General features: G+C 72.2%; 30 protein-coding genes. 8 read left to right on the top strand and 22 right to left on the bottom strand.

The window, feature by feature from the left end; translation table 11 throughout:
- The first annotated feature begins 86 nt into the window (after nt 1-86).
- Nucleotides 87-962, top strand: coding sequence for a helix-turn-helix transcriptional regulator (locus FM112_RS13555; RefSeq protein ID WP_087008486.1), 876 nt, complete (start codon nt 87-89; stop codon nt 960-962).
- 38 nt (nt 963-1,000) lie between these two features.
- On the opposite strand, the gene FM112_RS13550 is transcribed toward FM112_RS13555, so the two are convergent.
- The 9 genes from FM112_RS13550 to FM112_RS13510 form a co-directional block, all read right to left on the bottom strand.
- A complete protein-coding gene (locus FM112_RS13550) occupies nt 1,001-1,357 on the bottom strand; it encodes a type II toxin-antitoxin system RelE/ParE family toxin (protein ID WP_217874584.1) in 357 nt (118 codons plus the stop codon).
- Nucleotides 1,354-1,623, bottom strand: coding sequence for a hypothetical protein (locus FM112_RS13545; protein ID WP_087008484.1), 270 nt, complete (start codon nt 1,621-1,623; stop codon nt 1,354-1,356). Before FM112_RS13545 ends, FM112_RS13550 begins: the two co-directional genes overlap by 4 nt.
- Nucleotides 1,624-1,632: 9 nt before the next feature.
- Nucleotides 1,633-2,568: an LLM class flavin-dependent oxidoreductase gene (locus FM112_RS13540; RefSeq protein WP_087008482.1), complete on the bottom strand. Its 936-nt coding sequence runs from the start codon at nt 2,566-2,568 to the stop codon at nt 1,633-1,635.
- Nucleotides 2,565-3,089 carry a hypothetical protein gene (locus FM112_RS13535; RefSeq protein WP_087008480.1) on the bottom strand — a complete coding sequence of 175 codons (525 nt, stop codon included), beginning with the start codon at nt 3,087-3,089 and terminating at the stop codon, nt 2,565-2,567. The genes FM112_RS13540 and FM112_RS13535 overlap by 4 nt, the downstream gene beginning before the upstream one ends.
- A 42-nt stretch (nt 3,090-3,131) precedes the next feature.
- Nucleotides 3,132-3,968 (bottom strand): alpha/beta hydrolase fold domain-containing protein, encoded by an 837-nt coding sequence (locus tag FM112_RS13530; protein WP_087008478.1) that lies wholly within the window; start codon nt 3,966-3,968, stop codon nt 3,132-3,134.
- 27 nt (nt 3,969-3,995) lie between these two features.
- A complete protein-coding gene (locus FM112_RS13525; RefSeq protein WP_087008476.1) occupies nt 3,996-4,778 on the bottom strand; it encodes an SDR family NAD(P)-dependent oxidoreductase in 783 nt (260 codons plus the stop codon).
- A gap of 14 nt (nt 4,779-4,792) precedes the next feature.
- Nucleotides 4,793-6,091, bottom strand: a complete 1,299-nt coding sequence (locus FM112_RS13520) for an MFS transporter (RefSeq protein WP_087008474.1) — start codon at nt 6,089-6,091, stop codon at nt 4,793-4,795.
- A gap of 111 nt (nt 6,092-6,202) precedes the next feature.
- On the bottom strand, nt 6,203-7,390 hold the full coding sequence (locus FM112_RS13515) for an MFS transporter (RefSeq protein ID WP_087008472.1): 1,188 nt from the start codon (nt 7,388-7,390) through the stop codon (nt 6,203-6,205).
- Between the two features lie 32 nt (nt 7,391-7,422).
- Nucleotides 7,423-8,181: an SDR family NAD(P)-dependent oxidoreductase gene (locus FM112_RS13510; RefSeq protein ID WP_087008471.1), complete on the bottom strand. Its 759-nt coding sequence runs from the start codon at nt 8,179-8,181 to the stop codon at nt 7,423-7,425.
- 56 nt (nt 8,182-8,237) lie between these two features.
- On the opposite strand from FM112_RS13510, the gene FM112_RS13505 reads away from it, so the two are divergent.
- Complete coding sequence (locus FM112_RS13505; RefSeq protein WP_217874582.1) at nt 8,238-8,843, top strand: TetR/AcrR family transcriptional regulator; 606 nt, start codon at nt 8,238-8,240, stop codon at nt 8,841-8,843.
- A 124-nt stretch (nt 8,844-8,967) separates the two neighbouring features.
- Here FM112_RS13505 and FM112_RS13500 read toward each other — a convergent pair whose 3' ends face one another.
- The 3 genes from FM112_RS13500 to FM112_RS13490 all read right to left on the bottom strand — a co-directional run bounded on the left by FM112_RS13500 (nt 8,968) and on the right by FM112_RS13490 (nt 10,821).
- The gene (locus FM112_RS13500) at nt 8,968-9,303 is read right to left on the bottom strand and encodes a hypothetical protein (RefSeq protein ID WP_087008467.1); all 336 of its coding nucleotides are present in this window, start codon (nt 9,301-9,303) and stop codon (nt 8,968-8,970) included.
- A 160-nt stretch (nt 9,304-9,463) separates the two neighbouring features.
- On the bottom strand, nt 9,464-10,183 hold the full coding sequence (locus tag FM112_RS13495) for a hypothetical protein (protein ID WP_087008465.1): 720 nt from the start codon (nt 10,181-10,183) through the stop codon (nt 9,464-9,466).
- 32 nt (nt 10,184-10,215) lie between these two features.
- Nucleotides 10,216-10,821, bottom strand: coding sequence for a TetR/AcrR family transcriptional regulator (locus FM112_RS13490; RefSeq protein WP_087008463.1), 606 nt, complete (start codon nt 10,819-10,821; stop codon nt 10,216-10,218).
- 69 nt (nt 10,822-10,890) lie between these two features.
- Here FM112_RS13490 and FM112_RS13485 point away from each other — a divergent pair, with 69 nt between their 5' ends.
- Both FM112_RS13485 and FM112_RS13480 read left to right on the top strand, forming a co-directional pair.
- Entirely contained in the window at nt 10,891-12,303 is a 1,413-nt protein-coding gene (locus FM112_RS13485) for an MFS transporter (RefSeq protein WP_087008461.1), read from the top strand.
- Complete coding sequence (locus tag FM112_RS13480) at nt 12,231-12,689, top strand: GNAT family N-acetyltransferase (RefSeq protein WP_254910503.1); 459 nt, start codon at nt 12,231-12,233, stop codon at nt 12,687-12,689. Before FM112_RS13485 ends, FM112_RS13480 begins: the two co-directional genes overlap by 73 nt.
- A gap of 33 nt (nt 12,690-12,722) precedes the next feature.
- Here FM112_RS13480 and FM112_RS13475 read toward each other — a convergent pair whose 3' ends face one another.
- From FM112_RS13475 to FM112_RS13465, 3 genes are all read right to left on the bottom strand, one after another.
- Nucleotides 12,723-13,559, bottom strand: coding sequence for an SDR family NAD(P)-dependent oxidoreductase (locus tag FM112_RS13475; RefSeq protein WP_087008458.1), 837 nt, complete (start codon nt 13,557-13,559; stop codon nt 12,723-12,725).
- Nucleotides 13,556-14,119, bottom strand: coding sequence for a TetR/AcrR family transcriptional regulator (locus FM112_RS13470; RefSeq protein WP_217874580.1), 564 nt, complete (start codon nt 14,117-14,119; stop codon nt 13,556-13,558). The genes FM112_RS13475 and FM112_RS13470 overlap by 4 nt, the downstream gene beginning before the upstream one ends.
- A gap of 266 nt (nt 14,120-14,385) precedes the next feature.
- Entirely contained in the window at nt 14,386-14,721 is a 336-nt protein-coding gene (locus FM112_RS13465; RefSeq protein WP_087008454.1) for a hypothetical protein, read from the bottom strand.
- 155 nt (nt 14,722-14,876) lie between these two features.
- Between FM112_RS13465 and FM112_RS13460 the strand changes: the two genes are divergently transcribed.
- From FM112_RS13460 to FM112_RS13450, 3 genes are read left to right on the top strand one after another with little or no spacing between them, the layout of a single operon-like run.
- Complete coding sequence (locus FM112_RS13460; protein WP_217874578.1) at nt 14,877-15,152, top strand: hypothetical protein; 276 nt, start codon at nt 14,877-14,879, stop codon at nt 15,150-15,152.
- Entirely contained in the window at nt 15,112-15,420 is a 309-nt protein-coding gene (locus tag FM112_RS13455) for a hypothetical protein (RefSeq protein ID WP_087008450.1), read from the top strand. The genes FM112_RS13460 and FM112_RS13455 overlap by 41 nt, the downstream gene beginning before the upstream one ends.
- A complete protein-coding gene (locus FM112_RS13450; RefSeq protein WP_087008448.1) occupies nt 15,417-15,674 on the top strand; it encodes a hypothetical protein in 258 nt (85 codons plus the stop codon). The genes FM112_RS13455 and FM112_RS13450 overlap by 4 nt, the downstream gene beginning before the upstream one ends.
- A gap of 73 nt (nt 15,675-15,747) precedes the next feature.
- Here the strand turns inward: FM112_RS13450 and FM112_RS13445 are convergent, their stop codons facing one another.
- From FM112_RS13445 to FM112_RS13440, 3 genes are all read right to left on the bottom strand, one after another.
- Nucleotides 15,748-16,380 (bottom strand): haloacid dehalogenase-like hydrolase, encoded by a 633-nt coding sequence (locus FM112_RS13445; protein ID WP_217874576.1) that lies wholly within the window; start codon nt 16,378-16,380, stop codon nt 15,748-15,750.
- A gap of 49 nt (nt 16,381-16,429) precedes the next feature.
- Nucleotides 16,430-16,924, bottom strand: a complete 495-nt coding sequence (locus FM112_RS16945) for a hypothetical protein (protein ID WP_140400693.1) — start codon at nt 16,922-16,924, stop codon at nt 16,430-16,432.
- 107 nt (nt 16,925-17,031) lie between these two features.
- Complete coding sequence (locus FM112_RS13440; protein WP_087008444.1) at nt 17,032-18,219, bottom strand: MFS transporter; 1,188 nt, start codon at nt 18,217-18,219, stop codon at nt 17,032-17,034.
- 65 nt (nt 18,220-18,284) lie between these two features.
- On the opposite strand from FM112_RS13440, the gene FM112_RS13435 reads away from it, so the two are divergent.
- Nucleotides 18,285-19,052, top strand: coding sequence for a helix-turn-helix transcriptional regulator (locus FM112_RS13435; RefSeq protein WP_087008441.1), 768 nt, complete (start codon nt 18,285-18,287; stop codon nt 19,050-19,052).
- On the opposite strand, the gene FM112_RS13430 is transcribed toward FM112_RS13435, so the two are convergent.
- From FM112_RS13430 to FM112_RS13415, 4 genes are all read right to left on the bottom strand, one after another.
- Nucleotides 19,049-19,579: a CGNR zinc finger domain-containing protein gene (locus tag FM112_RS13430; RefSeq protein ID WP_176386836.1), complete on the bottom strand. Its 531-nt coding sequence runs from the start codon at nt 19,577-19,579 to the stop codon at nt 19,049-19,051. The two genes, FM112_RS13435 and FM112_RS13430, sit on opposite strands and share 4 nt — an antisense overlap.
- Nucleotides 19,580-19,619: 40 nt before the next feature.
- Nucleotides 19,620-20,402, bottom strand: coding sequence for a sulfite exporter TauE/SafE family protein (locus FM112_RS13425; protein ID WP_176386835.1), 783 nt, complete (start codon nt 20,400-20,402; stop codon nt 19,620-19,622).
- Between the two features lie 112 nt (nt 20,403-20,514).
- Nucleotides 20,515-20,811 (bottom strand): helix-turn-helix transcriptional regulator, encoded by a 297-nt coding sequence (locus tag FM112_RS13420; RefSeq protein WP_087008435.1) that lies wholly within the window; start codon nt 20,809-20,811, stop codon nt 20,515-20,517.
- 18 nt (nt 20,812-20,829) lie between these two features.
- On the bottom strand, nt 20,830-22,278 hold the full coding sequence (locus FM112_RS13415) for an MFS transporter (RefSeq protein WP_087008433.1): 1,449 nt from the start codon (nt 22,276-22,278) through the stop codon (nt 20,830-20,832).
- Nucleotides 22,279-22,337 lie beyond the last annotated feature (59 nt).

The raw sequence follows: 22,337 nt of genomic DNA, 5'->3' as shown, positions 1-22,337 counted from the left end.
AGCCAGCACCCCGGTATGACGAGTCTCGGCCAGCCTGGCACTCGCAGGGACAGGCTCGTCCGGGGCGGGAGCGGGACAATGGGGGCATGGCAGCAGCATCACAGCCCCTCGACATCGACGGCCCGGTCACCGAGCTGGGCGAGTTCCTGCGCTCGCGCCGCGACCGCATCACCCCGGAGGAGGCCGGGATCAGCAGCTACGGGCGCCGCCGGGTGCCCGGCCTGCGCCGCGAGGAGCTCGCGCAGCTCGCGGGGGTGTCGGTGACGTACCTGACCCGGCTCGAGCAGGGCCAGTCGCAGAACGCCTCGGATGCGATCATCGACGCCCTCGCCCGGGCGCTGCGGCTCGACGCCGACGAGCGCGCGCACCTGTACGCCCTCGCGCATCCCGCCCCGGAGAAGCGGCCCGCCGTCCAGGCCGGGCCCGAGATCGCGAAGCCGGGCGCCGAGCGGCTGCTGCACTCGATGGGCGACGTGCCCGCCGTGCTGCTGGGCCGCTTCAACGACATCCTCGCCTGGAACCGGGCGGGGCACCTCCTCCTCGCCGGCCATCTCGACTGCGAGGCGCCCTCGCGGCCCGAGGACCGTCCGAACCAGCTGAAGCTGCTGTTCCTCGACGAGCACGTCCGGGATCTCTACGTCGACTGGGAGGACGAGGCCGCGCTCGCGGTCGCCTCGCTCCGGTACGTCGCAGCGCAGTTCGCCGGGGATCGCCGCCTCGCGGAGCTCGTGGGGGAGCTGAGCATGAACAGCCCCGAGTTCGCGAGACTCTGGGCCGGGCACGACGTGCGGCTGTGCACGAGCGGCGGCAAGCGCTTCCGCCATCCCGAGGTCGGCGAGCTGGACCTGAACTACGAGGTGCTGCACCTGCCCGAGGGCAACGGGCAGCGCATCCTCACCCACACCGCCGAGCCCGGCAGCGCGTCGTTCGCCGCCCTGCGGCTGCTGACCTCGGCGACGTAATGGTCCTCGGCGTGATCTCGGGGTGATTCCGGCTGGGCCTACTCGAGGATGCGTCGAGCGGGGATATGCATCGCGTCGTGCAGCAGGCGAACCACCTCGATGACTTCGTCAACCTGCCGATACACGACGAAGTGACGGGGGTTGGCGATGCGCCGTACTGCTGGGCTGACCTCGTCGCGGCCCGTTCTCAAATGCACCGTGCGCAAGCCGAGCCCGAGGTCGTCGCGGTCGCGCGAGCCGGGCAGCTCCGGGTCATCGGCAATGCGCGCCAAAACGGCTTCGATGAGAGCGAGATAGCCGTCTCGCACAGATGACCCGAAGTGGTTCACCGACCATTCGAGAATACCGACAATGTCGTCCTCGGCATCACCGCCGAGGACGATCAGGTAAGTCACGCGCTCTTGGCGGTTGCCCGCTCGGTCGCCTGGCGGCCGAGTTCGCTCAGGTAGCCGCCGAGCTCTTCAACGGAAAGCCGGGTGCTTCTGCCTGCATCAAGACCGGCTACGCCTTGGTCGACTGCGGCACGAAGTTCGGCGTAACGAGCTTCGTCATATTCGTCGGTGGTTTCGAGCGAAGCGATGAGCTCCTGGGCGATCTCGGCTCGCTCGGAGCGCGGCAGCGCGCGCGCTGCTTCGAGCACTTCGGCCAGGCTCCAGTTCATGGGGTCATTCTACGACGAGCAAGCGACATCGGCGGAGAATCTGTCGGCCAGGAGCTGGTAGGAGGCCAGCCTGTCCCCGGGGTCGCCGGCGAGCGTGTTCACCATGACCTCATCGGCGCCGTGCGCCTCGGCCAGGGCCGTCAGTTCGCCCGCGACCCGGTCGGGGGTGCCCGCGATGATCGTCTTGGCGCGGGCGTTCGCGCGCGTGCGCTCCTGCTCGCTCCACTCCCATCGGGCGGCGGTCTCGGCGGAGGGGATCGGCCCGTCGTGGCCAAGGTCCTTGCGCGCCCGCCACAGCAGCATCGCCTCCGCCAGCGCCCGCGCCCGCTCCGGGTCCTCGGCGGCGACCGCGCGCACCGCCAGCATCGTGCGCGCACCGTGCCCGTGCTCCGCCGAAGCGGACCGGTAGGCGGCGGTGGCGGCCTCCCCGCCTCGGGGCGCGAAGAAGTGCCCGTGCACGTATCCGCTCCCCAGGCCGCCGGCGAGCGGCGCGGTCGAACCCCCTGCGCCGAGCACCCACACCCGGCCCGGCGGCTCGCCCTCGACGGGTGCATGCAGGCCGCCGAGTTCGCGCACGAGAGCGGCGATCTTCTCCCCGTAGACGGGATCGTCCAGCGCGGCGCGCCCCACCCCGGTATCGACGCGATCGCCGTGCACCTGCCCGAGCAGGCCCATGACCTCGACGACCTTGCTCGCCGGGTAGAGCGGGAGCAGGATGCCCCCGGTGCCCACGCGGATACGGCTGGTGCGCTCCAACGCGAGCGCGGCCATCATCTCCGGTGCGGCGCTGGCGAAGGACCGGGAGCGGTGGTGCTCGGCGTACCAGATCCGGTGGAAGCCGAGCGCCTCGGCGTCCTGGGCCAGGCGGAGGCCGTCGGCGACGGCCTCCGCCGGAGTGGGGGCGTGCTCCGTGAGCGGCACCTGGTCGAGGATCGACAGCCTCACGCCGGCCGCCTTTCGGCGACGGCCGGGTGGAGTGCGGGGATGATGCGCCAGTCGCCGCCGACCTGGAACACGAGGTTGTGGATGTCGGCTCCGGCGATCGTGCGGAGCACCGGCACCAGCTCTTCGGCCTGCTCGGCGGTGGCGACGTTGAGCGGCCACTCGCGGATGGTCGCGCCGCGCAGGTGCGGGTGGTGGAACCCGGCGCCGTAGGTGGCGATGATGCTGATCGGGGCGAGCTTCGCGGCCCGCTGCTCCGGCCAGGTGAGCAGCCAGGACGCGAGGAGCCCGCCGGTCGCGTCGCGATGCAGGCCGGTCGCGTCGATCTTCCCGATGCCGACGAGCAGATGGTCGTCGAACTCCGCCAGCACTCTTCGGGCAGGGGCGTCGAGCAGGTGCACGGCTTCGGCGAACGCGGACTCCTTGCCGGAGCGGGTGACGTGGCCGAAGTGGTTGCCGTCGCGCAGGTCGATGAAGTGCCGGGTCAGCGCCTCGAGGGGAGCCGGGATCGTGGTGGTGGTCATGATGGTGTCCTTCCTGGTGGATGCGGGTACTGATCGGATGGTCTACGTGGGTCGGGCGGCGGGGCCGGGTGGCGGCTTGGGCGGCGGAGTCGGGCCGGCGCCGGTGGGTGCCGCGAGCGCGGGTTCGGCCAACGCCGCCATGACGGCGGTCAGGACCGGGCTGCCGGGGCGCAGCAGATCGGCGTGGCCGGCGTCGGCGACGGTCGCGATGCTCGTGCGCACGCGGTCGGAGCGGAGCCGACAGGCATAGGCCCTCACGTCATCGCGCACCGGGTCGTGCTCGCCGACCACGAGCGTGACGGGAGTGAGCCCGGCCAGCGTCGCCGCTCGCAGCGGAGTCGCCGGCAGGCCCAGGCCGGCATCGGGATCGCGGCCGAGCCACTGCCGCCACGCCGCCCGCAGATCCGCAGCACTCGGGAACGCACCCGGTATCGCCGAATACGACGGGCTCGCGCAGTCGGGATCGAATGGCGGATACGCCAGCACCTGCGGCGGCACCGGCTGGCCGGCGTCGCGTCGGGTGAGCGCGGCCAGGCTCGCGATGGTGCCGCCCGCGCTGTCGCCGCCGACGACGGGCAAGCTGTTCGCCCGGGCATCGGCCCACTCCAGCGCGGCGAGTACGTCGAGCACTGCCGCTGGGAATCGGTGCGTCGGCGCGAGCCGATACTCGACCGATGCGACCGCCCACCCGCTTCGGGCCGCGAGCGCGGCCGTGATCGGCGCCCACTGCGCGGCGGAGCCGAACTGCCAGGAGCCGCCGTGCGCCCAGACGAGCCAGCCTCGCGGCTCCCGGGGCCGGTGCACGAGGAGCGGCACCCGCGAGCCATCGCTCGCGATCGTTTCAGCGGGGGTCGTTGCCGGAGTGGTGATCATGGTCATGCGTGCCTCGTTCAGCGTTGGCCCTGCTCACAGTCGACGCAGCGCGCCGCCGTCGACCGGCCACTCCGCCCCGGTCACCTGCGCCGCCCTGGGCGAGAGCAGATACGTGATCACCCCGGCCACGTCCTCGGGCCGGCCGATCCTGCCAGTGGGCAGGTGGCGCTCGTCACGGATGAAGCGGTCGACCGCCGTATCGGGGTCGGTGCCGAACCGCGCGGCCAGTTGCTCGGCGAACCCGCCCGGCGCATCGAACAGCGCGGTTCTGGTGGGGCCGGGCGAGACGACGTTCGAGCGGATACCGATCGGGCCGAACTCCGCCGCGAGCGACTTCGACAGCGACAGGATCGCCGCCTTCGACGCCGCATACGGGGCCATCGTCGGATCAGGCATCCGCGCTGCTTCGCTGCCCAGATGCACGATGCTCCCGCCCCTTTCGGACATGGCGGGGATCACGGCGCGGACGAGCCGAGCGGGTGCGAACAGGTTCACCTCGAACGTCGTCCGCCACAGGTCGTCGTCGAATTCGACGAACGAGTCGCGGGTGTCGAACAGGGCCGCGTTGTTCACCAGGCCGTCGATGCGGCCGCAGCGTTCCAGTACGTCGATGATCAGTCGCTCTGCCGCGTCGGGGTCGGCGAGGTCGGCGGCGATGAAGCCGGCCGCCTCCGGCAGCACCCCGGCAACGGGAGCGTTGCGGGCGACGGCGACGACCTGCGCGCCTTCGCGGGTGAGTTCGTGGACGGTGGCGAGGCCGATGCCGCTGGTGCCGCCGGTGACGATGATGACGTTGCCGTCGAGGTGGAGTTGCATGAGAGAGCCTTCCTTCAGAGAGCCGAAGCGGAGTGAGCGTGGGCGGTCTTGCGCCGTGCGGCGATGCGCGCGGCGACGATGAGCGCCAGGCCGATCACGGTGAGTGCGGCGCCGACGAAGGCGGGGCTGACGAGCCCGTAGCCCGCGGCGATGGCCGCTCCGGCGAGGCCGACGCCGATGGTGTTGCCGAGGTTGAACGCGGCGATGTTCGTCGCCGACGCGAGGGTCGCTGCGCCCTGCGCGTGCCGCATCACTCGCGCCTGCAAGCCGGGCACCGTGGCGAAGCCCACCAGCCCGAGGAGGAACAGCAGGATCGCAACGGGAACCGGCATCCCGGCGACCGCCCCCAGGGTGAGGATCACGACCGGGAGCAGGATCGAGAGGATCAGCACGGCGTTGTCGGCGTTCCGGTCGGCGGCTCTGCCGCCGAGGATGTTGCCCGCGAACAGCCCGGCTCCGAAGATCACCAGCAGCCACGGGATCGCCGATGCGGAGTAGCCGGTCACTTCGCGCAGCAGCGGCTCGATGTAGGTGAAGACGCCGAACATGCCGCCGAACACCAAAGCTGTCGTCAGCAGCGAGGCGAGCACCTGCGGGCGGGCGAGCGCCCGGAACTGCTGCGCGACGGGGAGCTGATCCTGCTCCGGCTGCGTCCGCGGCACCAGGGCGATGAGCCCTGCGAGGGCGAGCGCGCCGAGGGCGCTGATGATCCAGAACACCATCCGCCACCCGAACTGCTGGCCCACCAGCGCGCCGGCGGGCACGCCGAGCACGTTCGCGATCGTCAGCCCGGCGAACAGCGCGGCGACGGCGCTGGCCTGCTTGTCCTTCGGCACCAGCGACCCGGCGAGCACGGCGCCGATGCCGAAGTAGCCGCCGTGCGCGAGGGCGGCGACGATCCGCCCGGCGAACATGACCTCGTAGTTCGGCGCCCACGCGGAGAGCAGGTTGCCGGCGATGAAGAAGCCCAGCAGCAACACAAGTGCGTACTTCGGGGGCCGTCGCATGAGGAACGGGGTGATGACGAGCGCGCCGGGCACGACCGCCAGCGCGTACGCGCCGACGAGGTGCCCGGTCTGGCTGATGGTCACGCCGAGGTCGGCGGCCACCTCGGTGAGCAGGCCGGCGATGACGAACTCGGTCAACCCGATCCCGAAGCCGCCGACGCTCAGCGCGAAGAGCGCGAACGCGGCCCTCCTCCCCGGCACGGCGGGCGGGCGCCCGCCGACCGGATCGGACTGCGGCGCGGTCGGGGCCGGGCTGGGGCGCTTCGAAGAACCTGCTCGGTCGGGATGCACGGGTTTCACGGTCATGCATCCACCCTGCTCGGGCCTCGGGCGGCCAACCAGAACCCCCGGCTGCCTAGCACTCGGAGGGATACCCGGGCGGCCGGCATCCGGTGCGAGCCGCCCGCCCGGGTCGGGTCATCCCGCTCCCCGCGTCCGCGATGCGCCGGCGCGGAGCGCAAGCGCGGCGAGGGCGAGGCCGAGTACCGCGAAGGCCGCCCCGCCGAAGCCGCCCCAGCGCAGCAGCCCCGCCGCGACGCCGAGGCCGCCGATGGCGGAGCCGATCGCGTTGGCCAGGTTGAACGCCCCCACGTTCACCGCCAGCGACAGCGTCGGCGCGGCGCCGGCATGGCGCAGCACGAGCGATTGCAGCGGCGCGATCGTCGCGGTGGAGAGCAGGCCCAGGACGACCACGAGCCCGATCATCGGCACCCGGTATCCGGCGAGGAGCGGGAAGGCGGCCAGTACCGCGATGAGCGCCGCGAAGATGCCGACCAGGGTCCTGCCGAGGGAGAGGTCGGTCAGGCGCCCGGCGATGAGGTTCCCGGCGAACCCGCCGATGCCGTAGGCGAGCAGCAGCGCGGGGACGACCGGGGCGGGGATGCCGGTCACGCCCGTGAGCAGGGGCACGAGGTAGGTGAAGACGATGCCGACGCCGGCGAAGCCGATCACCGTGGTCGCGACCGCGAGGAGCACCGGCCCGCGCAGCAGGGCCCGGATCTCGTCGCGCATGCCGGTGCTCGGCGCGGGGGTGCGCGGCATCGCCCACGCCAGCAGGCTCGTGCCGACGATCGCGGCCGCCGCGATGATCGCGAACGGCAGCCGCCAGTTCGTGCCGCCGCCCAGGAGCGCGCCGAGGGGCACGCCGAGCACGGTGGCGACCGTGAGCCCCGAGGTGACGATCGCGACCGCGCGGCCCTGCCGCTGCGGCCCCATCGCCGTGGTCGCGGTGGCGAGGCTGATCGCGAAGAGCGTCGCCTGGCTGCAGGCGGACAGCACCCGGCCGACGATGATCCACCCGAAGGAGGGCGCGGCCACGGTGACCGCGGTGCCGACGACGAAGAGGGCGCCGAGCCCGAGCGCGAGGCCCTTGCGGGGGAGCCGCGCGGTCAGGACGGTCACGACGGGCCCGCCCACGGCCACGCCGAGCGCGTAGGCGGTGACGGTCTGGCCCGCCGCGGCGACGGAGACGCCGATATCGGCGGCGAGCTGCGGGAGGACTCCCGCGACGAGGTACTCGGCGCTCGCGGTCGCGAACACGAGGAGGACGAAGCCGCCCAGGACGACGGCCGGGCGGGCGGGAGCGGATGGCGGGGTCGGGGACATGCGCGCGCGTTCGGATTCGGTCGGCCGGGGGATCAGAGGCTCGATCCGCCGGTCGCGTCGATGGTCTGGCCGGTGACCCAGCGGCCGCGGTCGCTCGCGAGGAAGGCGATGACGTCGGCGACGTCCTCGGGCCGGCCGATCCTGCCGAATGCGGAGACCTGCGCGGCGCCGTCGCGGGCTCCGGGCTCGTCGATCCAGTCGGCGTTGAGATCGGTGTCGATGATGCCTGGCGCGACCGCGTTCACCGTGATGCCGCGCTTCGCGAGCTCGGGCGAGACGGCGTGCAGCACGCCTTCGAGCCCGGCCTTCGAGGCCGTGTAGGCGAGGTGGGTCGGCGCGGCGACGGTGGTGTACCCGGTCGAGACCGCGACGACGCGGCCGTCGTCGTTGAGCGAGTCCGCGAGGTGGTGGAGGAGGAACAGCGGCGCGGTGAGGTTCACCGCCTGCACGCGGGCGTACGTCTCGGCATCGAGCTCGCCGAGCGTCTGCGCGCCGTTGATGCCGGCGTTGCTCACGAGCACGTCGGTGCCCTCGAAGCCCTCCTCGGCCAGGGCCCGCCGCCATTCCCGCGCGATCGCGGAGGCGGCGGCCTCTCCCGTCGACAGGTCCGCCCGGATCAGCCGCGGAGTGGCGCCGAGCGAGCGCACCCGCTCGGCGGTCCGCTCTGCGGCTGCGCGGTCGCGGCCGTAGTGGATGCCGATGAGCGAGACGCCGTCGCGGGCGAGCGCGGAGGCGACGGCGGCGCCGATGCCTCGGGAGGCTCCGGTGATGAGGGCGGTGGAACGGGGCATGATTTCTCCGTAGTGATCGTTACGAAATAGGTTCGTGAGATACCGTAGCAGTCACTATGGAAAAGTTGCGCAGGGCGGGACGACCCCGCTCCTTCGATCCGGACGCGGCGCTGCACAGCGCGCTCCTGGTCTTCTGGGAGCACGGCTATGAAGGCGCGAGCATGGCGCGACTGCAGGAGGCCACCGGGCTCACGGCCCCGCAGCTCTACCGCGCGTTCGAGTCCAAGGAGCGACTGTTCGAGCGCGCGGTGCGGCTCTATCAGAACGAGTACGGCTTCGCCATCCGCTCGGATCTCCCGCTCGCCGAGGCCGTCGACGAGTACTTCGACCGCGCCGCGAGGGAGTTCAGCGCCGAGCCGGGGCGGGGCTGCCTCGTCTCGACGGGCCTGCTCGTCACCGGTCGCGACGGCGAGGCGGCGGCAGCGGTGGTCCGGGCCGAGCGCGAGCACGCGCTGGCGGGGCTGCGCGGCCGGATCGCGGATGCCGTCGAGCGGGGCGAGCTCCCGGCGGGCGTCGATGCCGAGGGGCTCGCCCGAGCCCTCGGCGCGCTCATCCAGGGCATGTCCGTGCAGGCGCACGACGGCGCCGACTACGAGGACCTCGCGCATATCGCCGGGGCGGCCGGGGCGCTCCTCGCCGCGACGGCCGGGGTGCCGGGGTGAGGCGTCGGGCGCCGGCGCCGGCATGATCGGCGCCCCGCGGCGCCCGCACCGTTCGGTGCGGCAGCGGTTGCACGGCACCGGTCCGTCGCCTCGACCGCATGACCGCCACGGCGGGCCCGGATGCTCAGCTCGGCGTGTCGGTGCTCCCGTCGCGGCTCGGCGCAGGGCGGGTCACCGTGAAGGGCTGATGATTGAAGAAGCCGTTCCGCGCTTCGAGTCGAACGCGTTGGCCGTCGTCCGCATCGACCGTCGTCTCCTGGGCGCCGAGCACCGCGCTCGTGCCCCGGTATCGGGCGCCCACGGCGACGGTTCGGATGCCGGCCTCGACCTCGATCTCGGTGGGCCGCCCCCACGCCGCGGAGGCTTCGGCTCCGTCGACGCGGATGACCGGTCGGGTGAAGAGCCTGAGGAACCAGCCGTTGAGCCAGTGCGTTCGCGGCACGATCGCCAGGACGGGCATGGTGCGGCCTCCGTTCTGCGGGGCTGTCGGGCGCGGCGTGGGCGCAGTGCTTCAACACCATACCGGATGCACAGTTTTGCCCTCCGCGGTGCCCGCCCGACAGGAGAGGGCCGCGGACCATCGCGACGAGCCGGCGTCGTCCTCGCCCCGCGGCGCCCGATCAGGACTCGGCCTGCCACTCCTCGCCCGGCACCGCCGGCACGGTCCGCTCGGCCAGGGCCGTCGCCAGCGCGGCCCGCGCCCGTTCGGCCTCGGGGTCCAGGTCGGCGCCGTCGTCGGTCCGTCCGGGCATCTGCTCGAGCTCCGCACGCAGCTCGTCTCGGAGGCTCCTGTTGACCTGCGCCAGGTTCCGATCGATGATCGCGGCCCGTTCCCGATCGCGCGAGCGCACGACGGCGAGAACGACCCAACAGAGCAGCATCACCAGGCCCGCCCCCGCGTAGAGCAGCGGCGCCCAGCCGGCCGAGACGCCGCGCGCGGCCGCGACCGCGCACACGAGCGCCACGATCGCGGAGCACAGCACGGCGGCGCCCCGGATGCGGGAGACGGGATGCCTTCCCGACACGATGACGGCGGCCGCGCCGAGGGCCGCCGACCAGCACGCCCCTCCGACTCCGACTCGGGCCCACTGCCCTCCGGCCGTGTACCGGCCGAGCTCCGAGGCGATCATGACCGCGGTGCCCGTCCAGACGAGGACCGCCAGCAGGTGCACCGTCCGCATGCGCGTCGAGCGGTGCTGCTCGTCGACGGCGGCGAGATCGGCGGCGTGGGTCCGGGCGAACCGGCGCGACCGCTGTCGCATCTCCGCGACCAGTCGATGGGCTCCGCGACGGCGCAGCACCCGCTCGTGCTCGTCCGGGGCAGGCTCGCCCTCATCCACGCGCCGCCTCCCTTCCCGTCGAGTACTCGATGCTAGCGCGCGGTCGGCCCCACTCCGCGGAGCAGGGTGTCGACGACCCGTCTGGAGAGCGCGTCGGCATCCGCGTCGTCGGCCGTCGGGCCGACCGAGGCTTCGTGCACGAGGGCGTAGAACACCGCCAGCACCCACTCGGGGTCCGCATCGGCATCGATCACTCCCGCATCCGCGCACTCGGCGACGAGCCGGCCGGCGAGCTCGCGGATGCGCGCCTGCGACTCCGCCACCAGCGGATCGTCGGCCGGCGGCAGCGTGCGCGCGTACGCGAGGCCGGTCTTCGCCTCGATCGCGTTGCGCGTCGCCCGGTGCAGCGCCTCCTCGGGTGCGACGGCGCCGATCTGCGCGTCCTCGAGCGCCGACGCGATGCGTCCGACCGCCCAGCGCGAGAGCGCCACGAGCAGATCGTTCCGCGTGGGGAACCGGCGGTAGACCGTGGTCCTCGCTGCCCCGGCCGCGCTCGCGATCTCCTCAAGCGTGGCGGCCGGATCCGCTCGCAGCAGCCGGTCCGCGGCTCGCAGGATCTCGAACGCCTTGGCCGCGGCGTCGGCGCGCAGGCGCGTGCCGAAGACCCGCTCCGCGAATTCCCGGTCGACCGCATCCATGCCCCGATCCTACGCGGGCTCGCACCTCTCGAGTGCAATAAGTGGAACATTAATGTTCCAGTTAACGATATGGTGGTCGCTCGGAACGAGGGAAGCGGGGAGCGGATGCGCGAGAACGTCAGTCGGCCGATCGGCGGGGGAGCGAGGAGGGGAGCGCTGCTGGTCGCGGTCCTGGCCGCGGTGTTCGCGGTGCCGCTGTCGGTGTCGGGCACGGCGGTGGCCCTCGCGGATATCGCCGCCTCGCTCGGGGAGTCGGCGGCGGGGCAGCAGTGGGCGCTCAACGGGTTCAACATCACGTTCGCGGCTTCGACGCTGGCGTGGGGATCGCTCGCGGACCGCGTCGGCCGTCGGCCGTCCTTCCAGGCGGGGGCGATCCTGTTCATCGCGGGATCGGTCCTGAGCGTCCTGGCCGAGAGCTACGTCGTCCTCGACGCGGCGCGCATCCTGGCCGGGCTCGGCGCCGGCGCGGTGTTCTCGGTCGGCTCCGCCCTGCTCTCGGTGGTCTACGCGGGCGAGGGCCGCGCTCGCGTGTTCTCGCTGCTCGGGGCGATGGCCGGCCTCGCCCTGGCATTCGGGCCGACGCTGTGCGGGATCATCGCCCAGACGTGGACCTGGCGGGCGATCTTCGGGGTGCAGGGCGGGCTGCTCGTCGTGTCGTTCGCGCTGATGCAGGCGGCGCGGCCCCTGCTCCGCGACGAGCCCCGCTCGACCGCGCCGTTCGACTGGCCGGCCGCGATCCTGTTCTTCGCCGCCATCGCATCGCTCGTCGCCGCGCTCGTGACCGGCTCCGAGGCGGGATGGGCGTCGGCGCCGACGCTCGGGCTCGCGCTGATCGCGGCGTTCGCGTTCGCGGCCCTGCTCCGGCGCGAGCGCCGGGCCGAGCATCCGCTGCTCGATCTCGCCCTGATCCGGCAGCCGCGGTTCCTCGGGGTGACGCTCGTGGTCGCGGTGGCGAGCTTCACCTTCGCCGCGGGCGCGGTCGTGTCCGCGTGGCTGCTCGTGCCGGCGATGGTGATGCTGGGCGCCGGGTTTGGCCTCCACGCGGGCCTGGTCGATAACGAGGGGCTCGCCGCCGCGCCGGATGAGGACGCGGGCATGGCGGCGGGATGGATCAACACCATGCGCGTGGGGACGGAGGCGGTCGCGGTCTCGCTGTTCGGCGCGGTGTTCATCCCCGCGCTCGGCGGGGGGGGGGAGCCCGGCGCCGGCCTTCGCCGCGATCGCGCTCGGCGGGGGAGTCGTCGCGCTCGCCCTGGCGGTGATCTCGATCCGCGCCATGCGCCGCCGATGAGCGCTCGCGCGTCGTGGCGTCTGCGATACTCGTGCTCGTGCACGACTGGCCCGCGGCGCTGCCGATCGAAACGCCCAGGGTGTCGATGGAGCCCCTGGCCGTCAGCCACGCCCCGGAGATGCGGGAAGCGCTCGCGGACCCCGGCCTGTATCGATACATCGGCGGAGCGCCCCCATCGCTCCGGGAGCTGACGGACCGCTACTCGCGACAGGCCGCCGGTCGATCGGCCGATGGCGAGCAGGGGTGGCTGAACTGGATCATCCGTCGTCGCGACAGCGGTGACGCCATTGGTTTCACGCAGGCGACGCTGCACGGCGAAGGAAGCTCCGTCGTCGCCGATATCGCCTGGGTGGTCGCCGCGCGGCACCAGGGGCGCGGATTCGCGTCGGAGGCCGCTGCAGCGATGCGCGCCTGGTTGCGGGGCCGAGGGATCGACCGGTGCATCGCCTTCATCGCGCCCGCGAATCTCGCCTCCGAACGAGTCGCGCGCACGCTGGGGCTCCACCCGACCGAGGAAGTCGTGGACGGGGAGGTCCACTGGGAATCCTCGCCTGCCACGCGGAACAGGAGCCGATAGCCTCGGCTGCGGACAGGCTGCCGTGCGCGGGCATCACCAGCGGATGCCGAGCATCTCCTCGCTGCGCCGCCAGTGCTCGCGCACGACGACCGGATCGTAGGCCTGGCGATGGGTCCGCCCGCGGCGTCTCGGCGAGACGCGGTACTCGCCCGAGGCCCAGGCCTCTCCGGGTGCGCCCTCGATGAAGTATCGGAGCCGCCGGCCTCCCCGTTCCGGAGAGATGAGGAACCGCTTCAGCGCGCCGTGGTAGATGCGTCGGAAATAGCCGTCGGTGTCCGAGGCGAAGTTGGTCGCGACAGTGCCGGGATGGAACGCCACGGAGGACAGGCCGCGTTCGTGGAAGCGGTCGTGCAGGCCCTTGGCGAACAGGATGTTCGCCAGTTTCGCGTCGCCGTACGCCTTGGACGGCGTGAAGCTCCGCCAGTCCTCGAGGTCCTCGAGGTCGATGCCGCCGAACAGGCGGGCGCCGATGCTGGACGTGTTCACGACGGACGCGCGACTCTCGAGCAGCGTGCCGAGCAGCAGATGCGTCAGCAGGAAGGGCGCGAGGTGGTTGACCTGGAAGGTCTTCTCGAAGCCGTCGGGGGTGGCGGTCGGGCCGGAGAACATGCCGCCCGCGTTATTGGCCAGCACGTCGATCCGCTCGCAGCTGCTGCCGATCGCCTCCGCGAGGAGGCGCACCTCGTCGAGCCTCGTGAAATCGGCGAGGTGATACTCCGCGCCGGTCTCCTCGGCGACCGCCTTCGTCTTCTGCGGCGAGCGCCCGACGAGGACCAGCCGGACGCCGGCGCCTGCGAGCTGCCTGGCGGCCGCCGCGCCGATGCCGTCGCTCGCGCCGGTGATGACGATCGTCCGCTCCGCGCCCATCATCGGCCCTTCTCGTCGTGTGGATTCCGGCGCTCCGCGGGGCCGGCGATGGCGCGAACGAGCAGCGAGACGTCGTCTTCCGGCAGCACCGCTGCGCCGTCTTCGGCGCCGGCGAGGGCGATGCGTGCGAGGATCGCGCCGACCAGCACGTGGGCGGCGGCATCGGCGTCGGCGCCGATGTGCTCGCCCCGGGCCTCGGCGCGATGCAGGATCGCCGCCAGGTGGTCGCGCGTCGGGGTGAAGACGCTCGTGCGGATGATGGCCGCGAGTTCGGCGTCGTGGGCGGCTTCGCCGACCAGCGTCACCAGCGTCGCCCCGATCCTGCCGGAGAGCGCTCGTCGCTTCTGGGCGAACAGCGTTCGCAGGTCGCTCTCCAGCGCACCGGTATCGATGTCGGCGGTCTCGGATTCGGCGATGCTCCCGGCCGCGGCGAGCAGCAGATCGCGCTTCGAGGGCCAGCGCCGGTACAGGGTCGCCGTCGAGACGCCGGCTCGCTTCGCGACCGCGGCAGTGGTCAGGCGGGCGTAGCCCTCGTCCGCGAGCAGCGACAGAACCGCTTCCACGATCGACGGAGTGAGGGCCGCATCGATGGGGCGGCCTCGTGCCCCTGTGCTCGGCGCTTCATCGGGGGCCATGGCCGCTCCATCCTCGATATCAATACGAAACGATACAGTTTCTTAAACTAGTGCGTCCTTCCGCGTGCCCGCAAGTGCGGTGCGGAGCCGGACGAGGGGCTCGCGGCTGTTCCGGTGACGAGAGCGTCTCCGTTCGGCGGGCATGCGATCAGTCGGCGGAAGCGATGGTCCCGTGCGAACACCGTGGTACCGGCTCAGGTTTCCGCTCCGGCGCCGCGCGCTTCCGGCGGCTCATCGGCGTTCGCCGGCCGACGTGCGCCGCGGCTCGAGACGAGGGCGAGCGCGATGCCCAGGAAGGCGACGGCGGTGTTGAATCCGAAGGCCCAGGCGAAGCCCGCGGTCCCGGCGATGCGAGCCACGAAGATCGTCAGGATCGCGATCCCGACGCCGTTCGAGACGTACTGGGCCGAGGTGAGGACGGCCCCGGCGGCGCCGCTGAGCTGGCTCGGGACGCCGGTGTTGCCGAGCACGAATGCGGAGGTGAAGACCAGCCCGTGGCCGAGTCCGCTGATGAGGAATTCCGGGAGCATGCCGGCCCGACGTTCAGCGTGCTCGGTAGTGCGACTACGGGGCGCCATGGTGGAGATGGCGTTGTTTGTGGTTGCCGCGGTTCCGAGTCAGTCGGAATCAACCGAGGAAAGAGCTTGGCAAGTTTCCTTGTGGCAAGTAAACTTGTGGAATAGAGTTGGAGCCCATCATTCTCGACAGTGCCTACCGGCGCGGCGTCTCGGATGCCGCGATGCTCCATGCGCTCCGTTTCCCTGTCCGCCATTTCGTGCAAGACGACTCGATGACGATGTTCATCGGCCCCGATGAAACCGGCACCCTCGTGGAGGTCGGTGTGATCGAGTGGCACGGCGTCGTCGCCATCGCTCACGCCATGCGCCCGGCCCCGAACCAAGTATCTGAGGTGAACGACCATGACTCGACGCTCAATAGAAGACATCAAAGCTCGTGCTGACGCGTTCGCCGACGCCTTCGAGAACTACGATCCGAAGCCCGGCGATCAGGACGCACCCCTCCCGCCTGTGATGGCGGTCAAGCTCGCGGCCTGGCGACGCGACGCCGCCGAGCGGGAACTGGCCGATGCGGTACAGGCGGCGCGTGAGCAGCGGCTGTCCTGGCGAGAGGTCGGCGAGGCGATCGGAACCAGCGGCGAAGCCGCGCGCCAACGCTACGGCGCCTCGGCGCGACCAACCGGGGCGCGTCCGAACCGGTCAACGAGGTGAGCCACCTCGTCGAGTGGTACCTCTATCTCAGTGAGGAGGAGCGCGCCGAGGAATTCGAGTTCTCCGTGCCGAAGGGCGACTATGCGCCGCATTACGCGCGGAACATCGGCACGCTGCTCTACGCCTGGGAGCACGGCGGTTCCCGGGCGCTGTCCACCGCGCGCTGCGGGTACGAGATCGACCGCCTCGTGCAGGCGATCTTCGCCCTGCCCGGGTACGAGCCGTGGTCGGAGCGGGCGTACCCGTACTGCTGAGCGCCGGATGTGACCCGGAGCGCGAGCCATCGCCCGTCGCGCGCCCTCCGCCGCTAGGCGAGGAGCCGCGAGCCTACACGGCCTCGTCTGCGATCACGAACCCGGCTCGCGAGTAGCGTCTCCGGGTCTTCTCGGAGGCTCCGATGAGGACCACACGGCCCGCGGCGCGAGCGGTCGGGAGGTCGGTGAAGGAGTCGGTCACGAACTCGGCGGTTTCGACGGCGACTCTCTGCTCGCGAAGCGCTTCGACCTTTCTCGCGCCGACGCGATGGTCGGCGACGCGCATCCCCGATCCCGTCTCGGTCAGCGTCGAGGCGGAGAGCAGATCGTACGGCACTCCGGCCCGGGCGAGCAGCGCCTGCGCGAGGCGCTCCTCGGTCGCGGTGGCGATGACGATCCTCACACCCCGGGAGTGCTGACGGCGGATGCGCTCGACGGTCCCGACGCGCATCCACGCCGGGTCCTCGCCGATCCGGTCGCCGAAGGCGCTCGCGAGCTCGGCGTAATCCTCGTCGCGCATGCCTGCGAGCGCGATCTCGGCGACTCGCGCGGCCGCGACTCGTCTACGTCTCTCCTGGGCGCCGAGGAGCATGACCGCGGTTGCCGGCAGCGCCCGCAGCAGCCGCAGGGGAGCGCGGCGCAACCGCGCGAGGATCAGCGCGCTGAACGAGTCCCGAGTCGTGATCACGCCGTCCAAGTCGTACACGATGAGATCGGGGTGCGCTCCGGGCGGCGAGGGTATCATCCGGAGCACTTCAGCGACCGCGGCGAGGGCGTGAACGCCACCAGCCGATATGGTGCCGGGCCGATGCCAGCTGAAGGGGCAGTGTCGCCAGGCCCGCAAGGTGCCCGATCACTGCAGCAGCACGACGTCGCGATGCGATCAAGGCTGCCGTCGAACCCGCGATCGTCATGAGAAGTGCGACGTTGTAAGCCGGAAGCACTCGTTTCGGAAGTCCCTCCGCCTCGGTCAACACGGGGACGCCGTTCCGGAATCGCCACGGCCAGTCGACGTAATGCTGCAGCGCGAGCGCCTGATAGGTTCCATTCGCGAACCCCGCGGCAGCATCGCGGCCTACGCCTCGTCTGGTCAACAGCAGCAGATTCGCCGTGAACAGCCCTGCCCAGACGAGTACGGCCTTCCTGCGGCCCAGATACGGTTCGCCGGGCAAGCCCAGCCCGGCTGCGCTCTCGATACCGTGATGCGCCGCCACCGCTCCGATGGTCGTCGCCTCAATCGCTCTTCGCATGTGGACAGTATTTCGTATTTCTCCTCTGCAAAGGGCGGAGCGCGGCGACCATCTTCGAGCAATCACCCGCATATGACCAGGGCAGGGGAAGCACGCTGCGGCCGGGCTCACCGACGGCGCGCGCGTTCGAATCCGGCGAGGACGAGGACGGCGCCGCCGATCCACCAGATCCCTGCGACGAGTCCGGTCCGCTCCAGCAGCGGGGCGCCCGCGGCGTGACTCGTGGAGAGGCCGCCGACGGCGACGCCCGCGCTCGTGCCGAGCTGACGGAGCGCGTTGTTGAGGCCGCCCGCCATGCCCGGGCGCGCCGGCCAGGCCGCCATCGTCTCCCCGACGATGGCCGAGGTCATCAGCCCCAATCCGACGCCGACGCCGAGCAGCCCAGGAACCAGCCCGGCGATGCCCGACAGCCGTCCGAGCGTGAGGAGGCCGAGGCCGCCGAGAATCAGCCCGAGCGCCGCGACGGCCCGTCGTCCGCAGCGGATGACCAGCCTGCCGGCGACCGGGCCGAGCACGACGAAGGGCAGGGTGGCGAGCAGCAGGATCGCCCCGGCGGGCCCGGAGGCGAGCCGCAGGTCGTCCTGGAGATGCACGGTCAGGACCTGCAGCGTGCCGTTGGCGCCGCTGGTCATGACCGCTGCGGCGATGACGGAGGCGACCAGCGCGCGCACGCCTTCCGGCTTCCCCCGCTCTACGGTCGGGCCGTCCGCCGTCAGGAGCCGGGAGGTGCCGGCGAATGCGGCGAGGGCGAACGGCACGTTGATCCAGAACACGGCCCGCCAGTCCAGGACGGCGACGAGCAGGCCTCCCGCCCCGGGGCCGATGGCCGTGGCCAGGGCGCTCACTCCCGACCAGACGCCCAGCGCCCGCGCCCGGGGCGCCGGCTCCCGCCAGGTGGCCGTCAGCGCGGCGAGCCCGGCCGGGAGCATCGCCGCAGCCGCGAGCCCCTGGACGGCGCGGGCGGCGATCACGGCCTCCCACGCCCATCCGGCGGCGCCGAGGCCCGAAGCGGCGGCGAAGACCGCCAGCCCCCAGAGCAGGACGCGGCGCGGTCCGGCGCGGTCGACGAGCCATCCGGCCGGCAGCAGCCCGGCCGCCAGGGGCACGGTGTACGCGTCGACGAGGAGCGGCCAGGCCTCCCGCGGGATGCCGAAGGCGCGCCCGAGGCTCGGCTGGGCCACGTTCATCGACAGCACATCGAGCAGGACGAGGAACATGGGCACGCACAGGACTGTCAGCAGCAGCGGGCTCCCGCCGCTCGGTCGCGCGTCGAGGAAACGTGATGGTCGGCTCATGCGTCCATCGTGGAACCGGAACCCTTCGACGCCGGCCGAACGATGGCGGCAGGATACTGGTGGGCATGGAAGCGCAGCCCGATCTCGCCGCGGCGGCGGCACTGTTCGCGGACCGGACCCGCGCCCGGATGCTCATCGAGCTCGTCGACGGCGCAGCACGCCCCGCCGGGCATCTCGCGCGCATCGCCGGGGTCGCGGCGTCGACAGCCAGCTCGCACCTGGCCCGCCTCGAGGCCGCGGGCTTCGTGGCGGTCGAGGTCTCGGGGCGGACCCGGCGGTATCGCATCGCCGATCCGCGCGTCGTCGCCGCGATCGAAGCGCTCCTCCCGCTCGCGAGCACCGAGCCGCCGGTCGGGCTGACCGCCGTCGAGTCGTGGCGTCGGCTGCGGGTCGCGCGGTCGTGCTACGACCATCTCGCGGGCTCGCTCGGCGTCGACCTCCTCGCAGGCCTCCTCGAGCGCGGCGCGCTCGTGCGCACCGACGGGATCGACGGCACCGCTCCGGCACCGACCGACGCGTTGAGCGCGCGGGTGCGGAACGCGCCCTATGCCCCGGGGCCGGGTGCGGAGGCGGTGCTCGGCCGGATCGGTGTCGACCTCGACGCCCTGCTCGGGGCGAGGCGTCCGCTGATCCGCGTGTGCATGGACTGGTCGGAGCAGCGCCACCACCTCGCGGGGGCGCTGGGTGCCGCGATCATGACCCGGATGCTCGACCTCGGCTGGGTCGCGCGGCGCAGCGGTCGACGCGACCTCCGCGTCCTCGAGCTCGAGTCGATCGCCGCCTGGCTCGCCGAACCGCCGCGCCCCGGCGGCGCACCGTGCGGGGAGCGCTAACGGCCCGTCCGCCTCGCCTTCTCGCGGTGCCTCCTGACCGCGTCGGTGTTGGCGCAGTGCGGGCTGCAGTAGCGCTGCGTTCCCGGGCGGGAGCAATCGGCCCAGACGCGATCGCAGCCGGACACGGCGCAGCGGCCGAGTCTGCCCATGCCTCGCTCGACCAGGTGGAGCGCGGTGCCGATGGCGATGATGACGGCCACGAGCCGGCCCGCGGGGCAGTCGTCCTCGCGGAAATGCAGGTGCCAGCCGGTGCCGCGATGATCGGTCAGGCGCGGGTGGGCGGCGTAGTCGGCCAGCAGCGAGTTGAGCCGTTCGGCGCGCTCCGGCTCCGCTCCCGCGTCGACCACGGCGAGCCAGCGGCGCATGAACGCCCGGATCTCGACGAGGTCGTCGTCGGCGACCGCTCGGGGCAGCGCGAGGTCGGCGGCTGCCAGCATCCGTGCCAGTTCCTCCGCGGTGCTCGGCGGATCGTTGGCGAGCGAGACCGCGAGCTGCATGGCCTCCTTGCCGTCATCGTTCAGGCGCATGGATCCATTACAGCACCCGGGCCCCGCCGGTTCGCGGCCGTCATCGGACGAGGACCATTCTGAGGACGGACAGTGCGATGCAGGCGATGAGGAGCCGGTGCAGGACGGACTCGGGGATGCGACGGGCGATGGCTGCGCCCGCCCAGCCGCCGAGCGCGTGCAGCGCGGCGAGCAGGACGACCAGGCGTGGATCGGGCGCGGTGACCATCCAGAGCGCGATGCCCGCCGCGAGGTTCAGCAGCGCCTGCATGAGCCGTGCCGCGGCGAGGCATTCGTGCACGGGGCGGGCGAGGAGGCGTTGGAGCGCGAGCTGGAGCAGGCTGCCCGTGGCCGGCCCGATCATCCCGTCGTAGATCGCGATGCCGCCGATGACTGCCGGAACCGCGCGCGGATGCGGAGGCGCCCGGCGAGCCTCCGCCGCCCGGCGCCGGCGGTGGGCGCGGAGGAGCAGCCCGGCGACGAGCGCCGCGAGGGCGGCGGCCGCCATCCAGGACAGCAGCGCGACATCGATGCGGGTCGCGAGCCACGCCCCGAGCAGCACCCCGGCAAGGGCGCATCCGAGCGTCGCCGCGAGCAGTCCGCGATCGAGCGGTCCGGCGCCGGGGGAGCGGTATCGGCGGGCGGCGACGAGGTTCCCCGCCACCGCGACGGCCTTGTTCACCGCCAACGGCACGCTCGCGGCGACGCCGGGCGGGGAGGCGCCGATGAGCGCGGGCAGCAGCACCGCGCCGCCCGATCCGACCGATGCGTCGAGCGCGCCCGCGAGCAGTACCGCGACCAGCAGGACGGCGAGGTCGGCTCCGCCGAGCGTTTCGATTCCCACGGAACCCAGCCTGAGGCAATGGCATCAGGCAAATAAACCATTACCGTCGAAGACGGGCGGTGCTTCGCGCTCGGTCGCGATCGCCGGCAGGGGCCGACCTCTCGGCGTCGCGCTACTCCTCGGAGGCGAGGATGCTGTCAAGCAGCCCGGGGAAGCGCTCGTCGAGGTCGCCTCGGCGGAGGGAGAGCAGGTTCTCCCTGCCCGAGGGGCGCTGGTCGATGACCCCGGCGTCGCGCAGCGCCTTCCAATGGTGCGTGAGCGTGGACTTGGAGATCCCCTCCACGATGCCGCCGCAGCGGTGCTCCTCGTGGTCGGCGAGGACGCGCACGATCTGGAGCCGCACCGGATGGCCGAGCGCGGTGAGCACCTCGGGGAGGCGCATGTCCTCGGTTCGGATCGTCACTGCCATGAGCTCGATGCTACTACTCTACGGCTCCACTAGTGCTGACGAACCGTCGTGGGGCGCCTTCGCGTCGGCTCGGCGCGGGACGAGGACGAGCGCCACGATCGCGATCACGGCAATCCCGACCGTCGCGGCGATGATCGCGGCCTGCGCGCCCGCGGCGACCCGGTCGGCGCTCGTGCCGCTCGCGACGCCGGTGCTGATCGCGACGCAGATCGCCAGCCCGATCGCGTTGCCCGTGTTCTGCGCGGTCGAGCCGATGCCCGAGGCGATGCCCTGCTCGTGATCGGCCACGCCGGTGCCGACGGCGGCCCACATCGCCGTCCAGACGATGCCCTGGCCGAGGCCGGAGATCACGATGCCGGGCGTCATGGTCAGGAGCGAGCCGGCGGCGGTGGCCTCGAGCGCCCACCAGGCGGTGCCGGCGATCCCGAGCGCCGCGCCGAGGGCGAGCGCGAATCGCGCGCCGAGCGTCGTGGTGAGCCTGCCGCCCGCCTGGGTGCCGATGAAGATCGACGCCGACGGGATGAGGAAGGCCAGCCCGGTCTGCAAGGGGGTGAAGGCGTGCACGTCCTGCAGGAGCACGGTGAGGAAGTAGGGCAGTGCGCCGAACGATCCCATGTAGAGGAACGTCGCGGCCGAGCCGCCGACGGTGAACCTGTTGCGGAAGAGCCGGAACGGGATCAGGGGATCCGATGCCCTGCGCTCGATGAGCAGGAACGCGATGAGGAGCACGACCGCGAGGATCGCGGTGATCACGACCGGCGTATCGCCCCAGCCGACCTCGGGGCCCTGCACGAGCGCGAACACGAGCAGCGTCGCCGCCGCCGTGATGGCCAGGCCGCCGGGCAGGTCGAAGCGGCGCCTGACCGCGGCGGGCGGGTCGTGCGGGATCGACTTCCACGCCGCCAGCGCGACGAGTCCCGCGAGGGGCACGTTGACGTAGAACACGGCGGGCCAGCCGAACGCGTCGGTGAGCACGCCGCCGGCGAGCGACCCGATCGTCAGTCCCGATGCGCCGGCGCCGCCCCAGACGGCCAGCGCCCGGTTCCTCGCGGCGCCCTCGGCGTAGAGCCGGTTCACGAGCGACAGCGTGGAGGGGAAGAGCATGGCCCCGCCGATGCCCTGCAGCACTCGGGCGGCGATGAGGACCTCGGGCGACCACGCCAGGCCGCCCAGCAGCGACGAGACCGCGTACACCCACAGGGCGGCGATGAACACGCGCCGCTGGCCGAGCATGTCGGCGGCGCGTCCGCCGAGCAGCATGAAGCCGCCCATGAACACCACGTAGGCCGAGACGACCCACTGGAGCGTCTGCCCGCCGAAGCCCAGGCCCGAGCCGATCTCGGGCAGCGCCACGAACACGATGTTGATGTCCAGCGAGATGATCAGCTGCGCCGTCGCCAGCAGTGCCAGGGTCCATCCCGTTCCCCGCGCCGCGCGCTGCGCCGCGGCCCCGTCCGTCCGACTCATAGTTCGTCCCTTCTAGTTCTATCGAATAATAGGGCTAGAGTACGCGAACAATAGATCTG

This window comes from Gulosibacter sp. 10 (genome assembly GCF_900163695.1).
Lineage (GTDB): Bacteria > Actinomycetota > Actinomycetes > Actinomycetales > Microbacteriaceae > Gulosibacter.
This window is presented reverse-complemented; position numbering and strand designations above follow the sequence as displayed.